The organism is Hoeflea sp., assembly GCF_984452065.1.
This window is the reverse complement of sequence record NZ_CFHWAF010000007.1, coordinates 1-15,227: the sequence shown is the minus strand read 5'-3', so window position 1 is coordinate 15,227 and position 15,227 is coordinate 1. Positions and strand designations below refer to the sequence as shown.

Annotated in this window: 13 protein-coding genes; 6 read left to right on the top strand and 7 right to left on the bottom strand. The window is 63.7% G+C overall.

All coding sequences use genetic code 11. The features are described 5' to 3' along the window. Window positions 1-37: 37 nt before the first annotated feature. Genes AC5E6N_RS02685 through AC5E6N_RS02670 form a run of 4 tightly spaced genes read left to right on the top strand, consistent with a single transcriptional unit; the run spans window position 38 to window position 6,247 of the window. Window positions 38-2,068 carry a hydantoinase/oxoprolinase family protein gene (locus AC5E6N_RS02685; protein WP_491746363.1) on the top strand — a complete coding sequence of 677 codons (2,031 nt, stop codon included), beginning with the start codon at window positions 38-40 and terminating at the stop codon, window positions 2,066-2,068. Further along, on the top strand, window positions 2,065-3,771 hold the full coding sequence (locus AC5E6N_RS02680; RefSeq protein ID WP_491746362.1) for a hydantoinase B/oxoprolinase family protein: 1,707 nt from the start codon (window positions 2,065-2,067) through the stop codon (window positions 3,769-3,771). Before AC5E6N_RS02685 ends, AC5E6N_RS02680 begins: the two co-directional genes overlap by 4 nt. Window positions 3,772-3,783: 12 nt before the next feature. Continuing rightward, window positions 3,784-5,319 (top strand): sugar ABC transporter ATP-binding protein, encoded by a 1,536-nt coding sequence (locus AC5E6N_RS02675; RefSeq protein WP_491746361.1) that lies wholly within the window; start codon window positions 3,784-3,786, stop codon window positions 5,317-5,319. Then, entirely contained in the window at window positions 5,312-6,247 is a 936-nt protein-coding gene (locus AC5E6N_RS02670; protein ID WP_491746360.1) for an ABC transporter permease, read from the top strand. Before AC5E6N_RS02675 ends, AC5E6N_RS02670 begins: the two co-directional genes overlap by 8 nt. Window positions 6,248-6,293: 46 nt before the next feature. Here AC5E6N_RS02670 and AC5E6N_RS02665 read toward each other — a convergent pair whose 3' ends face one another. The 3 genes from AC5E6N_RS02665 to AC5E6N_RS02655 all read right to left on the bottom strand — a co-directional run bounded on the left by AC5E6N_RS02665 (window position 6,294) and on the right by AC5E6N_RS02655 (window position 9,194). Next, window positions 6,294-7,196 carry a complex I NDUFA9 subunit family protein gene (locus tag AC5E6N_RS02665; RefSeq protein WP_491746359.1) on the bottom strand — a complete coding sequence of 301 codons (903 nt, stop codon included), beginning with the start codon at window positions 7,194-7,196 and terminating at the stop codon, window positions 6,294-6,296. 226 nt (window positions 7,197-7,422) lie between these two features. Continuing rightward, window positions 7,423-7,629: a hypothetical protein gene (locus AC5E6N_RS02660; protein ID WP_491746358.1), complete on the bottom strand. Its 207-nt coding sequence runs from the start codon at window positions 7,627-7,629 to the stop codon at window positions 7,423-7,425. Window positions 7,630-7,976: 347 nt separating this feature from the next. Continuing rightward, window positions 7,977-9,194: an MFS transporter gene (locus tag AC5E6N_RS02655; RefSeq protein WP_491746357.1), complete on the bottom strand. Its 1,218-nt coding sequence runs from the start codon at window positions 9,192-9,194 to the stop codon at window positions 7,977-7,979. A 110-nt stretch (window positions 9,195-9,304) separates the two neighbouring features. Here AC5E6N_RS02655 and AC5E6N_RS02650 point away from each other — a divergent pair, with 110 nt between their 5' ends. After that, window positions 9,305-9,949 (top strand): TetR/AcrR family transcriptional regulator, encoded by a 645-nt coding sequence (locus tag AC5E6N_RS02650; RefSeq protein WP_491746356.1) that lies wholly within the window; start codon window positions 9,305-9,307, stop codon window positions 9,947-9,949. On the opposite strand, the gene AC5E6N_RS02645 is transcribed toward AC5E6N_RS02650, so the two are convergent. Continuing rightward, window positions 9,946-10,818 carry a DMT family transporter gene (locus tag AC5E6N_RS02645; RefSeq protein ID WP_491746355.1) on the bottom strand — a complete coding sequence of 291 codons (873 nt, stop codon included), beginning with the start codon at window positions 10,816-10,818 and terminating at the stop codon, window positions 9,946-9,948. The two genes, AC5E6N_RS02650 and AC5E6N_RS02645, sit on opposite strands and share 4 nt — an antisense overlap. Window positions 10,819-10,989: 171 nt before the next feature. Here AC5E6N_RS02645 and recQ point away from each other — a divergent pair, with 171 nt between their 5' ends. After that, window positions 10,990-12,837 (top strand): DNA helicase RecQ, encoded by a 1,848-nt coding sequence (gene recQ / locus AC5E6N_RS02640; RefSeq protein ID WP_491746354.1) that lies wholly within the window; start codon window positions 10,990-10,992, stop codon window positions 12,835-12,837. A 23-nt stretch (window positions 12,838-12,860) separates the two neighbouring features. Here the strand turns inward: recQ and AC5E6N_RS02635 are convergent, their stop codons facing one another. The 3 genes from AC5E6N_RS02635 to dctP form a co-directional block, all read right to left on the bottom strand. Next, window positions 12,861-14,168 carry a TRAP transporter large permease gene (locus tag AC5E6N_RS02635; RefSeq protein WP_491687944.1) on the bottom strand — a complete coding sequence of 436 codons (1,308 nt, stop codon included), beginning with the start codon at window positions 14,166-14,168 and terminating at the stop codon, window positions 12,861-12,863. Beyond that, on the bottom strand, window positions 14,168-14,674 hold the full coding sequence (locus AC5E6N_RS02630) for a TRAP transporter small permease (protein WP_491746353.1): 507 nt from the start codon (window positions 14,672-14,674) through the stop codon (window positions 14,168-14,170). The genes AC5E6N_RS02635 and AC5E6N_RS02630 overlap by 1 nt, the downstream gene beginning before the upstream one ends. A gap of 51 nt (window positions 14,675-14,725) precedes the next feature. After that, the coding region (dctP, locus tag AC5E6N_RS02625) for a TRAP transporter substrate-binding protein DctP (protein ID WP_491746352.1) at window positions 14,726-15,227 on the bottom strand (502 nt) is incomplete at its 5' end.

Sequence of the window (15,227 nt, the reverse complement as noted above, 5' to 3'; positions counted from 1 at the left end):
GCCCCGGTCGGTCATTTCCAGTTACAAGGTGATAGCCGTGGCTAAGAACTACCGTGTGTCGGCCGACATCGGCGGTACATTTACCGATATTGTCTATCAGGACAGCCAGAGCGGATCCTGCGGAGCCTTCAAGGTTCTGTCAACTCCCGAAAATCCGGCCCTGGCGGTCCTGAAGGGGATCGAGACCGTCGTGGAAAAGGACGCGCAGATCGATTTCTTCGTGCACGGAACGACGGTCGGGCTCAACGCCCTGCTGACCCGGCGCGGCGCCAGGGTCGCTTTGCTGACGACCAAAAACTTCCGCGACATCTACACCATTCAGGGCAACGACCGCGGCGAGATTTTTTCCATCCGCTGGAACAAGCCCGCGCCTCTCGCAAGCCTCGAACATACCTATACGGCGAGCGAACGCATGGCTGCCGATGGCGAGGTGGTGGAGCCGCTCTCCACAGAGGATCTGGACCGGTTTGCCGACGCGGTCGAGCGCGAGGGGTACGAGGCCATGGCCATCTGCTTCCTGTTCGCTTTCAAGAACCCCGTTCACGAACTCGAGGCGGCCGAGTATCTGGGCAAACGCCTTCCGGGCATCGCCATCGCGCTGTCCCACCAGGTCTCGCCGGAGTGGCGCGAGTATGAGCGCACCTCGACGACGGTCATGGACAGCTATCTCGCACCGGTCGTCCGCAAATATCTGGAAACGCTGATCGGAGAGCTGAAGGACAGGCTTCCGGCGGGGCAGGGCATTCACGTCATGGAATCGAATGGTGGCGTCATGAGTGCGCTATCGGCAAGCCGCGCGCCTCTGCAGACGCTGTTGTCCGGCCCCGTTGGCGGTGCCATCGGAGGCAAGGCGCTGTCGGCGGCCACCGGCAGGCCGAACCTCATCTGCATCGACATGGGCGGCACTTCCTTCGACGCAAGCCTGATCATCGACGGCCTTCCGTCGGGATCCAACGAAACGAAGATCGAGGGGCTGCCCATCCAGATGTCGGTGGTGGACATTCACGTGATCGGCGCCGGCGGCGGATCGATCGCCTGGGAGGAGGCCGGCGCCATGCGTGTCGGCCCGCAGTCGGCCGGATCGAATCCGGGTCCGGTCTGTTATGGCCGCGGCGGCACGGAACCGACCGTCTCCGATGCCAATCTCGTTCTCGGACGCCTGGACGGCTCGAATTTCTCCGGCGGCGAGATGCAGCTCGACCGCCAGGCTGCCTCCAACGCGCTGGCCGCCATGGGCAGCCGGTTCGACATGTCGGCGGAGGCGATGGCGCAGGGCGTCGTTGATATCGTCAACGCCAAGATGGCCGACGCCATACGCACGATCACGGTGCAGCGCGGCATTGACCCGCGCGATTTCTCGCTTGTCGCCTTCGGCGGCGCGGGGCCGGCCCAGGCGGCCGCTCTGGCGGAAGAACTGCAGATCGGTGAAGTCATCATTCCGGTTCACCCCGGCGCCTTCTCCGCCTGGGGCATGCTGCAGACCGATGTTCGTCACGATTTCAAGGAAACGCTCTACAGCTTCTGGGATCTGATGGAGGTCTCGACGCTGGAAGACGCTTTCGCGGCGCTTGAGAAAAAGGGCGGCGACTATCTCATCGCCGAGGGGATCGCCGAACAGGATATCGGCTTCGAGCGGGCGATTGATTTCCGCTATTACGGTCAGGAATACGTGTTGACGATTCCGCTGCCCGCCGGCCCGATTGACATGAAAGCCGTCAGAAGCGCGTTCGACGTTGCCTATGAACGGCAATATGGCCACTCAAGTCCGGAAAACCGGGTGGAAATGGCCAATATCCGGGTTGCGGCGCTCGGCAGATTGCCGCGCCCGCGGAACGCGCCGCCCGCGCCTGAAGCACCCAGACCACCGCGGCAGCGGGACGTTTTCTTTTCCGGCTCCATGTACGAGACGGCGATCCTTGATCGCAACGCCATTGGACCCGGTGATATCGTCAAGGGTCCGGCCATTATCGAGGAAGGCACAGCCACAACGCTGGTGCCGCCCCACTGGCAGATCGCCATGATGGACGGCGGACACCTGTCGCTGACACGAGGGGAAGCATCGTCATGAGCAAAACTGCCGATCCCATCACCACCGAAGTCGTCAGGAACTTCGTCATCTCATGCGCCGAAGACATGAACGCCTCGCTGTGGCGATCGGCGCACTCGGCCATCATCTATGAGGGCAAGGACAGCGCCGTCGCGCTGATGGACGAGCACGGCAACATGCTCGGCCAGTCGACGGGCGTGCCGCTCTTCATCGGCGCCATCGATGTCTGCGTGCGCTGCGTCAAGGACTATTACGGGGACGATATCGGCGAGGGCGACGTCTTCATCATGAACGACAGCTACATGCAGGGCACGCACCTGCATGACGTCACCGCCATCGGGCCGATCTTCTTTGAAGGCGAACTCATCGGCTTTGGCGCGGCACGGGCTCACTGGAACGACATCGGCGCCATCGATCCGGGTTCGACCATGGGCTCGACCAACATCTATCAGGAAGGTTTGCGGCTCGGGCCGACACGGATCGTCAAGGCGGGGGTTCCGATCCGCGAATGGTACGATCATCTCAAACTGAATACCCGGTTGCCCGATGCGAGCATCGGCGATCTCGGCGCCCAGATCGCCGCGATCAGAACCGGCGAGCGCCGGCTTTCGCAACTGCTGCAGAACATCGGTGCTGAAACCTACCGCTCCGCCTGCCGGAACATATTCGAACAGGCGCGGCGGCTCGACCGGGAGGCGATCTCGGCAATCAAGGACGGGACCTGGTCGCGCGAAGGCTATCTGGACAATGACGGCTTCGGCGAAGAGCCGGTCAAGGTCGCGCTGTCCCTCACCATCAAGGGCGACACGCTGACTGTCGACCTTGCCGGCACGTCCGGGCCGGTGCCCGGATCGATCAATTGCGGCGCGAGCCAGACCGAATCCCTGCTGCGCCTTGCCTATAAGACCATGATCAGCCCGGACCGGGCCATCACCGGCGGATCGTTCGAGACCATGACCGTCAAGATGCCGGCCGAATGCCTTTTCAATGCCCAGGATCCCGCGGCCTGCGAGTGGTATTTCACCGGCCTTGGCCTACTGGCCGACCTGTTCATTTCCTGCCTGTCGGAAGCCATGCCGGAACGCTCGACGGCGGCCCATTACGGAGATTCGATGGTCGCCGGTTTCTTCTCCGTCGATCCCAAGCGCGGCCAGTGGATCTCCATCGAGCCGACCGCCGGCGGCTGGGGCGGACGTGCCGACGGAGACGGCGAAAGCGCGCTTATCAATCTGGTCAATGGCGGCTTCCGCAACATTCCGGCCGAAGTCATGGAGACCAAATTCCCGATCAGGCTGGAAGAATTCTCCATCCGTCCCGATTCGGGCGGTCCCGGCCGCTATCGCGGCGGCTGCGGCGTCGTCAGGCGATACAAGACCCTGGAGCAGTGTTACAGCGCCCTGTGGTTCGAGCGCTCCAGGACGCCGGCCTGGGGCCTCAATGGCGGCAGGGACGGTGCCGGCCCGCGGATCACCATCACATTCCCGGACGGTTCGACGGAAAGCCTCTTGAAGATGCGCGCCCGCGAATTCCAGGCCGGCACGACCGTTGAGACGATGACCGGCGGCGGTGGCGGCAACGGGGTCGCGGAGGCAAGGCCGTTTGACGAGGTCATGGCGGACGTGCGCCAGGGATTTGTCACGCCTGACGGCGCCTGGAAGGACTATGGGGTGAAAATAGGTCCTGATATGCTGGTCGACGAGGCCGCTTCGAAGCCGAGGACTTGACACGGGAGACCCATGGAACCCGGCAGCACCGATATTCCCGCCATTCGCGCAAAGGATATAGGCGTATCCTTCTCGGGCATCTCCGTGCTTCGGGGCGTCACGCTGGACATCCGGCAGGGCGAAATCCACGGGCTGGTGGGCGAGAACGGTGCCGGCAAGTCAACGCTCGGCAAGGTGCTTGGCGGCTATTACACGGCATCGCACGGGCAGATGGAGGTATTCGGCCGGCCGGTCGCCGGTTGGGATTCCCATTCGGCGCTGGCAAACGGCATCGCCATCATGCACCAGGAACTGCAGCTCGTTCCCGCCCTGACGGTCGCCCAGAATGTTTTTCTCGGCATCGAGCAGCACCGCTGGGGCGTGCTGAGGACAACCGAGGCGGAACGGCTGAAAAGCCTCATGGTGACGAGCGGATTTTCGCTCGATCCGCACGCGACGGTCGCCGATCTGTCGATCGCCGATCAGCAGAAAATCGAGATTTTGCGCGCCCTTGCCCGCAACGCCAGGGTCATCGTCATGGACGAACCGACCTCCTCGCTGTCAAAGGGCGAGGTCGATCAGTTCCACGCGTCCATGAAGAAGCTTCGCTCGGAAGGCAAGACGGTGATCTACGTTTCGCACTTCCTCGATGACATTCTGTACACGACCGACCGGATCACCGTGCTGCGCGACGGCGAGCTTGTCAGCACCTTCGCGACGTCGGGCGCGACCAAGGCGGATCTGGTCTCCGCCATGCTGGGCGACGGGAAAACCGAAACGCTGTTTCCGCCGAAGCAGATAACACGGAATACGGCGCCCGTCCTCGAAGCGAGGAACCTCAAAAGCGAAACCGGTGTGAAAGACGCCTCGCTGAGGGTCGGCCGCGGCGAGATCGTCGGACTGATCGGCCTCGTCGGCAGCGGTCGCAGCGAGATCGCGCGCGCGATCATTGGCGCCGATCCGGCGACCGGCGGCGAGGTGATCGTCGAGAGCGAAACCTATTGCGACCGCGATCTGGCGAAATCGACCGAACGCGGGCTGGTCATGGTGCCCGAGGACCGGCGCAAACAGGGCCTCGTGATGACCATGCCGGTGCGCGCCAACATGTCTCTTCCCCATTTAAAGCGGCTGTCGACGGCCGGCATTGTCAACGGCGATGCCGAAAAGGCCCGGGCGCGGGAGCTGATCGAGCATTTCAATGTCCGCCCGGCCATGCTCGATGGCGACGTTTCCAACTATTCGGGCGGCAACCAGCAGAAAGTGCTGATCGGAAAATGGCTGATGGAAAATCCGCGCCTCGTCATTCTGGACGAGCCGAGCCGCGGGGTGGATGTCGGCGCGCGCCAGCGCATTCACGAAGCGATCGCCGAACTGGCGGCATCGGGAACGGCCGTCCTGCTCATTTCCAGCGAAATCGACGAGGTGCTCGGCCTGGCCCATCGCGCCTATCTGGTCGACGACGGCGCAATCGTCGAGGAAATCGATCCTAACGACAATGACGAGGCCGCGGTGCTCTCGTTACTCTTTCATCATCAGAGCGCCCATATGACGGATGGTCTTCGTGAATAGGTATACGGTCCTGCATTTCCTGCAGAATTATGCGGTTCTGATCATGATCGTCGCGCTGACGATCGCGCTCAGCCTGATGTCGGACAGTTTTTTCACCGTCCGCAACCTGCTCAATATCCTCAATCAGAACGCCCCGCTGGCGATCATGGCCTCCGCCATGACGCTCGTCATCATCGCCGGCGGGTTCGACCTGTCCGTCGGCGCGATCTTTGCGATGGGCGCGGTGTGCTCCGCATGGATCGCGCTGCATGTCGACCCCTATATCGGCCTGTTGATGGCGCCGGTCATCGGCCTTCTACTCGGAACCATGAACGGTTTGGTGATCACCACGCTCAAGGTGCATTCGTTCCTCGCCACCATCGCCACCAGCCTGATTTTCAAAGGGATCGCCATCGTCATCTCCGACGGCCGGCTGATCCCGGTCCGGATGGCCGAATTCACCTGGCTCGGACGCGACAAGATTGCCGGCGTGTTCATCGCCGTGTGGGTGATGGTCATCTTCGCGTTGCTGCTGACATTCCTGCTCAACAGAACCGTGTTCGGGCGCAAGGTGTTCTCGGTCGGCGGCAATGAGGACGCGGCGATCCTCTCGGGCATCCGCACGAACCGGATCAAGATCGCGACCTTTGCCCTGGCCGGCCTCGCGGCGGGCCTGGCTTCGGCCATCCAGGTCTCGCGGATTTCCATGGGCCAGGCGTCGGCCGGAACCGGCATGGAACTGCAGGCGATCGCGGCGGTGATACTCGGAGGCACCAGCATCTATGGCGGCGTCGGCGCGGTCTGGCGCAGCATTGCCGGCGTCCTGCTGCTCGCCCTGATCAACAACGGCTTCAACATTCTGAACGCCGATCCGTTCTACCGCGACCTGACCACCGGCCTCGTCATCCTTGCCGCCATCGGCATCAGCGCCGGCGGCAAACCGCGTTAGGCCAAGTCCGGCACCATAGGGTTGGCACATATCTTAAACTGCGCGTTCAAATCAGCCCCATCGCGGTGGCGGAGCGCGGTGCGATCGACAGGTCGGCGAAGGTCGCCACGTCGTCGCCGACGATGTTGTCCTGCCGCATCAGCACGACCTGTCCGGGCGTGAGCGGCGGGTTCGGCAGTTGGTTTGCCAGCGCTGCAAGGGCACGCCAGACCGTGAACGGGACCGGCAAGAACAGCCGCCGCCGGCCGGCGCGCGCGGCAAGCCGGCTGAGGATCTCGCGATATGTCAACACCTCCGGCCCGCCCAGATCATAGACCATGCCGGCCGTCCCGCCCCGATCGAGAACACGGCAGACGGCCTCGGCGACGTCTCCCACATAAACGGGCTGAAGCCGCGTGCCGCCGTCGCCGAAAAGCGGCACGATCGGCAGCCGCCGGATGATCGCATCGAGATCGCCGAAAAAGGCCCCGTCGCGGCTGAACAGGACACTCGGACGCAGGATCACCGCGTCCGGACAGGTCGTGCGCACCGCATCGTCACCCTCGGCCCGGGCGCACACATAGGCCGAAGGCGAGTTCCGGCTTGCGCCGATCCCGGATATGTGGATGAGCCTGCAGTCTCCGGCCGCCTTCACAACCTCCGCAATGGCGCGCGCCGCCTCCACATGCACGCCCCGAAACGTCTCAGTGCGCGTCTCGACATAAAGCCCGATGCAATTGACCACCGCCCCCGCACCGCTCAAGGCCCGGCCCAGAGCCTCACGGTCCTTGAGATCAAGCTGAACCGCCCGGACCGGACGATCCCATTGACCGGAAAGCCGGTCGATCTTCTCCGGAAACCGCGTCCCGACAGCCACGGCATGCCCACGCCCCAGCAGCGCCCGAACCACCCGCCGCCCAAGAAACCCGGTCCCCCCAAGGACAATCACCTCACGCCCAGCCGCCAACACGATCAACCCTCCATGTGCTCAGTTTTGCATATTATCGGGCGACCGGACATGGTGTTCAGCGGGAAACTGAGGGAAACGTGATCGTGCAGTGCAGTTGGAGCGGGTTTCGGCTTTGAGCCGGGGCGGACACTGCCTGTAGTGCACGCGATGACCAGATTGGGTGGATTACGGGCCTTCGCTGTGCTCCGAACAAACGACGGGATCGCGGACTTACCGGACCCTCAAACTACTCCTTTGAAGCAAAACTTAGTATGTCTGATGCGGACTGGAACACTTCCTCAACTTCGGGGTTCATGCCGCCGGATTTGGCAATGGCTTCCTTGTCCACGTTGATTCCATCAATTAACTCCCTCGTAAGGCCTGGCTTCAATTCTTCTAACCGGGGTATTAGGGCAACCAGAATATAATTAGCTCCGCTGGTCATCTTCTCCATATCAATCACCTTTCATGTGAATATCAGCCAACCAAGGTTTCAGCTTTAATTTGAATAACACTGAACCTAAAAGGTTTATCAAAACTGCAACGGCACCTCAGGGCCGAAAGCGATCACAATCGTGCCCCGACCCTCGCCATGATCCGCAAAGCTCCGGCAGTTCAATGAGCAGCTTGTGCCGCCGCCCCGGCCCATCCTTTCACCACCCCACTTCAGCAAAGCAAAATCCATCCGCAAACCTTGCTTCCCCTGGGTGATCGCATAAGGTCCGCCCCGCCAGCCATATCGGCAAGCATTTGTCCACCGCAGCCGGGCGTTCAGCCGGCCGCCAATTGCCGCATATGGCCTCAGCTGCCGGGCGTCGGGCGCTGAACGCGGGCAAGGAACGTCACTGCCAGCATCGCCAGCGCCGCCGCGAGAAGGGGCAGGGCGGCGGCCACGTCGTAGAGCACGCCGCCGAGGATCGGCCCGCATATGGCGCCGAGGCCGAAGGCCGAGGACACCGACCCGGCGGCACGCCCCTGTTCGTCGGCGTTGACCGCGTTGGCGGCGGCGGCCGAGATCGCCGGAAAGGCCCATCCGGCCCCGAAGCCGGCCAGCGCATAGGACGCCGCAAGGGTGAGGCCGTCCGGCGCGAAGGCCGCGACGACGAAACCCACCGCGGCAATGGCGCCGCCGGCGCGCATCAGCGTGTGCGGCTGCCATCCAAGGCGCGCCACCACCATCTGGGCGACGATGAGCGCCACGCCGACGGCCGACAAGGCAATGCCGGCGAAGCGCACGGCGGCAGGGCCGGGCAGCCCCAGGCGATCGAGGGCGATAAAGCCGATAATAATCTGCGCGGTGCCGACCGCGATCATCACCGTAAAGGCCGCCAGGACCGGACGCAGCAGCCGCGGGTCGCTCAGCGCCAGCGGCTGCGTGACCTTGCCGCCGCGCGACGGGCTGCGGGGAAGGCGCGCCGTGACAAAGACGAGCACCGGCAGCGGCAGGATCGCCAGAATGAAGAGTGGCGTTGTCGGCGACGGTCCGGCGGCAATCGCCACGAAGGCCGGCCCGAACAGGAGCCCGGCCGCCTGCGCCGCGCCGAGCCGCCCCATGGCGCCCGCGCGGGCGTCCGGCGCGTAGCGGTCGGCGATCATCGCATTGCCGGCCGCCGGAACGGCCGAATAGGCAAGGCCCATGCAGAACCGTGTCGCCACCAGCGCCGCGAGCGCCGTCAGCGGCGCAAGGCCCCAGCCGATGCCCGCCTGAGCGCCGAGACACAGCGCAATATAAGCCAGCGAAAATCCGATCAGGCCGACCACCAGCACCGGTTTGCGGCCGATGCGGTCCGCCGTGTGGCCCCAGAAGCGCGCCGCCAGCACCCAGCCGATGCCCCCGGCCGTCGCTGATATGCCGATCTGCCAGGCCTCGAGCCCGATCGCCTCGGCAAGCGGACCGGCGACGGCAACGAACCCCATCATGCCCATGCTGCAGACGGCATTGGCGAGATAAAGCGGAAGCAGCGGCGCGGCGGTCTCCCGTGCTTCATCCATCGTGGTGCTTTCGGGCTCGCCCGTCATGACACGGGTTCCTGGAATTGGCGGCCAGTTCAAACGCCGGCCGGTTGAATATCTTATGCGTACAGTGTACGCATACTGCACGATCGCAAAGCCGAGTCAAGATTGATGCGATGGCCGAAAACAGCTCTGAAACAGCGACGGTGAACGACCGGCGCGCGCCGGCGGCGACCCGCCTCGACCGCGAATGCGTGGTTAAGGCGGCGCTGGCGATCGTCCGCCAGGACGGTCTCGAGGCGCTGTCGATGCGCCGCATCGCCGCGCATCTCGGCTCCGGCGCGATGTCGCTCTACCGGCATGTCCGCGACCGCGACGACCTGCTGCTCGGCATGCTCGATCACGTGGCGAAATCGATCCCGGCGCCCCCGCCCGGCAGGGACGACAGGGACGAGATCGCATCCGTCTTCGCGGTTATGCACAGGGCCATGCGGCAGGATCCGTGGATTGTCCGCGTGCTGCTCTTCGAGGGGCTGGGCAGTCTTTTGATGCTGCCGCTGATCGAGCGTGTCTTCGCCGCGCTTTTCCGTCTCGGCTGCGACCGGCAGAAGGCCGTCGAGATCTACTGCCTCCTGCTGCATTACGCCTATGGCGAATGCCTGTCCTTCCAGACGGTTGCGCAGCGCGCCCGGGCGCGCTCTGCCTTCATGGCGGCGGTCGAAGACGATTATCCGGCAGCCGCGAAGGCTTTTACCGTCGTCGACGACTGGCCTTATGACGAGTTCGACCGCAATGTCCGCCGGATTCTGGACGCGCTTTAGCGTTTCGACCCGCGAACGGCCAGCGCCGCCGCGCCGGCGACGATCAGCGCCGCGCCGATCACCGCCGCCGTCGAGGGCAGCACGTCATAGAGGATGAAATCATAAAGGGCGGCGAAGACCAGCACGGTATAGAAGGCCGGCATCACCACGCTGGCTTCGCCCCGCTTCATGGACTGGATGAAGAACGACTGCGCGCTCACCATGACGACGCCGAGCGCCGCGAGCAGCGCCCATTGGCCGGCATCGGGCCATGTCCACACGAAGAGGGCGGCGGTCAGCGACACGGCGGCGCCGATGGAATTGTTGATCAGCAGCACCCGGAGCGCCGGCTCGGTATCGCTCAGCCGCTTGATGAAGATCGCCTCGAAACCCATGAAAAGCGCCGCCGAAAGCGCCAGCAGGCCGGCCGGCTGAAAGGCATCCGTCCCGGGCCTCAGGATGAGCAGGGCGCCGGCGATGGCAAGGCCCGCGGCGATATATTTGCGCATCGTCACGCGTTCGCCAAGCATCAGCACCGCAAGGCCCATGGTGATCAGCGGGTTCAGAAAACTGATCGCCGTCGCCTCGGCAATCGGCATGCGGGCAACGGCGGCGAACATGCAGGTCACCCCCAGCCAGCCGCAAAGCGAGCGCAACAGGTGCAGGCGCCAGCGGGCGCCCGAAAGCGACGGGCGCGATTTCGGCGCCGCATAAAGGAAAAGCACGATGGCGCAGAGCGCAAAAACAAAACGGCCGGCGCTGACCTGAAGCGGGTTCAGTCCCGGGCCTGAGCCAGTTTCGAGGCCGAGCCGCTTGGCAATCATCGACGTTGCCGCGACCAGCAGGCTCGCCGCGATCATCAGCGCGACGGCCTGCGTCGTGGCGGGCATTCCTGAATTGGCGGTTTTTTCCATTGCGACGGAAGGCTTAGCGCAATTTTCTGATGCGATACAGGCCCCTCGGCAGACGACGCGGCGTCCACAATATTTCAGCCCGGTGGCTTCCCTTTGCGTGCCGATCGTCCATACTTCGTCCGATTCCCCCGATGCGGAGCAGGCCCGTTGACAATAGCCGGACAATTGAACGCGCAGATACCGCCGGTGAAAACCGGCACCGACCCGCATTCCGTCCTGCACCACGTGTTCGGCTACAGCGCCTTCCGGCCCGGCCAGGAGCGCATCATCGACCACCTGCTGGCGGGCGAACATGTGCTTGCCGTCATGCCGACCGGCGGCGGCAAGTCGCTGTGTTATCAGATCCCCGCCATCCTGAGCGAAGGCATAACCGTGATCGTCTCGCCGCTTGTCGCGCTGATGGACGATCAGGTCGCCGCGCTCAATGCCAATGGCGTGGCCGCCGTCGGCATTCATTCCGGCATGGACCGTGAGGCGCAATATGCGGCCTGGGATGCGGTGAAGCGGGGCGAGGTCAGGATCGTCTACATGTCGCCGGAGCGGCTGATGGGCGAGCGCATGCTGACGGCCCTTGGCGAACTGAACGTCGCCATGTTCGTCATTGACGAGGCCCATTGCGTCTCCAAATGGGGTGTCAGCTTCCGGCCCGAATACGAGATGCTGTCGCAGTTGAAGGAGCGTTTTACCGGCGTCACCTTCGGCGCCTTCACGGCCACCGCCGATGCCGCGACGCGCGAGGATATTGCCAGAAAACTCTTTCCGGGGCCCGGTACGACCATGGTGCAGGGCTTCGACCGGCCCAATCTGCGGCTTGCCGTTGCGCCGAAGAGCGCCTGGCGCGGCCAACTGCTCGACTTCCTGGCGGACAAGAGCGGCCGGAGCGGCATCGTCTATTGCCTGTCGCGCAGATTCACCGAGGAGGTGGCCGCCTTTCTTTCCGGTGAGGGGTTCAATGCCATCGCCTATCACGCCGGCCAGGACGCGGCGGCGCGCAAGAGGGGACAGGACCGCTTCATGAGCGAGGATGCGGTCGTCATGGTCGCGACCATCGCCTTCGGCATGGGCATCGACAAGCCCGATATCCGCTTTGTCTGCCACCTCAACCTGCCGGGCAGCGTCGAGGCCTATTATCAGGAGATCGGCCGCGCCGGCCGCGACGGCGCGCCGGCCGAGACGCTGATGATCTACGGCCTCGACGATATCCGCATGCGCCGCATGTTCATCGACGATGACGGCGAGGACGAGGCCCACAAGCGGCGCGAACACAAGCGGCTCGATTCCCTGCTTGCCTATTGCGAGGCCTCGGCCTGCCGGCGAAAGGCGCTGCTCGCCTATTTCGACGAGGAGATCGAGGCCTGCGGCAATTGCGACAACTGCCTCGATCCGCCGACACTTGTCGACGGTACCCGCCACGCTCAGATGCTGCTCTCCGCCGTCTACCGCACCGGCCAGGTGTTCGGTGCGGCCCATGTCATCGACGTGGTGCGCGGCGCCGAGACGCAGAAGATCCTGGAACGCGGTCACGACCGCCTGCCCACATTCGGTGTCGGCGAAGACCACTCGAAGCAATACTGGCAGGCTTTTGTGCGCCAGCTCGTCGCCGGCGGCGCGCTGTCGATCAACATCCGCAAATATGGCTGTCTGGAGATCACCCAGCCGGGGGCCGATATCCTGCGCGGCAAACGCAGCTTCGAATTCCGCGAGCCGCAGATCGCCGCAAAGCGCGACCGCAAGAAGAAGCGGCCGGCCGCCGCGGCGACGCTCTCAAGCGCCGACGACGAACTGCTGACCAGACTGAAGGCCCTGCGCCTCGAGCTTGCCCGCGAGAAAAACGTCCCCGCCTATGTGGTCTTCCCGGACGCGACGCTGATCGAAATGGCCGCCGAGCGCCCGGCCGATCTCGATGCGATGGCCGGCATCAACGGCGTCGGGCCGAAGAAGCTCAGCGAGTATGGCGATGTGTTTTTGCAAGCGATTACAGACGCGGTAGGTTAGCGCAGGCGACCAGTGCCGTATCCTCACTGATAGGGCAGCCACAGGGCAATCTTCGGAAAGGCGATCAACAGGGCGACCAGCAGCAGCGAGCAGCCGATGAACGGGAAGGCGGACGTATAGATCTCGCGCATGGTGGTGCCGGGCGGCGACACGCCCTTCATCACGAATAAGAGCAGCCCGAACGGCGGTGTCGTGAAGCTGATCTCCAGGGCGAGCAGCATGATGAGGCCGAACCAGACCGGATCGAAACCGAGCGTCTGCGCCAGCGGGAAGAAGATCGGCACGGTCAGCAACATTATCGATATCTGCTCCATGAACATGCCGAGAAGCAGCAGGACCGCGAACATGACAAGCAGCATGGCGAGTGGCGCCAGTTCGAAGGAGGTCGCCCAGCTGATGAGACCCCTTGAGGCGCCGGAAAAGGCGAGCAACTGGCTGAATGTCGCCGAACCGAAGACGATCAGATAGGCCATCAGCGTCACGCGCAGCGCGCCGTTGATCGACCGCCGCAATGCGTCCCATGTGAGGCAGCGAAACACGGCGGCGAGGATCAGCACGCCGAGCGCGCCGAAGGCGGCGGCTTCCGACGGCGTCACGAAGCCGTTGATCATCAGGGCGACAATCACCACCATGACGCCGACCATCGGCACCACGTCGCGCATTAAGAGCAGCGCCTTTTCGCCAAAGGACATGGGCGGCACGTCATAGGCGGGCGCGGCATCCGGATCGATCCTAGTCTGCAGCCAGATCGTCCCGATGTAAAGACATGCGAGGATCAGCCCGGGAATGACGCCGGCAATCAGGAGGGCGCCGACATCGATCTGCGCGAGCGTCGCAAGCAGCACGGCAAGCGCAGAGGGCGGGATGATGATCGCCAGGCCGCCGGTACCCAAAATGGGCCCGATGCTCATATGGGACTTGTAGCCGCGGCGGTTCATTTCCGGCACCATGAGCGAGCCGAGCAGGGCGGTCGAGCCCATGGAGGAGCCGGAGAGTGTCGAAAACCCCGTGCCGCCGAGGACGGTGACGTAGCTCAAACGGCCGGGCAGGCGGCCAAGCAGCCGGTCGATCGCGTTGAACATGCGCGCGCCCAGCCCCGTGTGGAAGAAGATTTCGCCCATCAAAAGAAACAGCGGAATGGGCACAAGCGCGTATTTGGTCAGCGCGCCGAGACCGTTGTTGAGCATCTGCCCGACGCCCCGGTCCCCGCCCATGAAGACCCAGGCCCCGACGATATTGGCCGCCAGGAAGGCAAGCGCCACCGGCATGCCGAGCGCCATGAGAACAACGATCGTGCCGAGCAGCAGCAGCAGGGCCTCGTACCATTCCATTATTCGTGAATTCCCGCTTTGCCGGTATGCATGAGCTCCGGGCCGACCACGAAGCGCATGAATTCAAAGGCCATCAGCCCGAAACTGAGCGGAAAGCAGACGGTCAGCAGCCATCGCGGATAATAATAGGCCCGGGTGTCGACATCGCCGCGTTCGATGTTGGTCAGGAACAGCTCCACACCCTTCCAGGCAAGGATGATGCACACGGCAACGCAGGCGAGCGCCACGCCGCGGCTGACGATGCGCCTTGGAAATTCGGAAAGCGCCGAGGTCACCAGTTCGATATGCACGTGGCCCTTTTCCCGCACCAGCCAGGGCGCGCCGAGCATGGTCATGTAGAAAAGGCCGTATTCGGCCGAGGTAAAGAGCCAGGCGAAGGGCTGCAGTCCGGTATTGCGCATCAGAACCGACAGGATGACGGAGACCATCAGCCAGACCAGCGTCGCTCCGGCGACGAACGCCATGGCGTAAAGCAAGGCGTCGTAGCCCTTCCTGATTGCCGTCATCGGTCCCGTCCAGAGGCCGGACCCGCCACGACGGGCGGGTCCGGACAGGTGTTAGTCTGCGTTGAGATCGTAGAAGTGCTCGATCAGACGGTCGTAATTGTCCGTTCCGCCGGGCTGATCGGCCATCAGTCCCTTCATGCGCTCCCATGTCTTTTCGCGGGCGGCGGCGAGATAGTTGGCCTTTGCCTCGCCTTCGAGGGTGACAACCTTCATGCCGGCCGCGTCGAGTGCCGCGAAGTCCTCGTCGCGCTTGGCGCGCAGGGCTTCGACGCTGTCCTTCTCATGCTGGATGGCGACATCCTGCAGGATCTTCTTGGATTCATCGCTGAGACTGTTCCACTTGTCCAGATTGACGATGACGCCGAGATCGGTGGAGAAGAAGCACGGCTCGATACGGTAGTTGAGGAACTCGTTCCATTTCAGGTCGATCAGGCCGATCTGCGTCCAGCCGGTCGCGTCGACGACGCCGCGTTGCAGCGCCGAATAGACCTCGCCGGTCGGAAGGTCGATGACCTGCGCACCGAGATAGTTGGTGAAGAAGGCGTTGTAGACA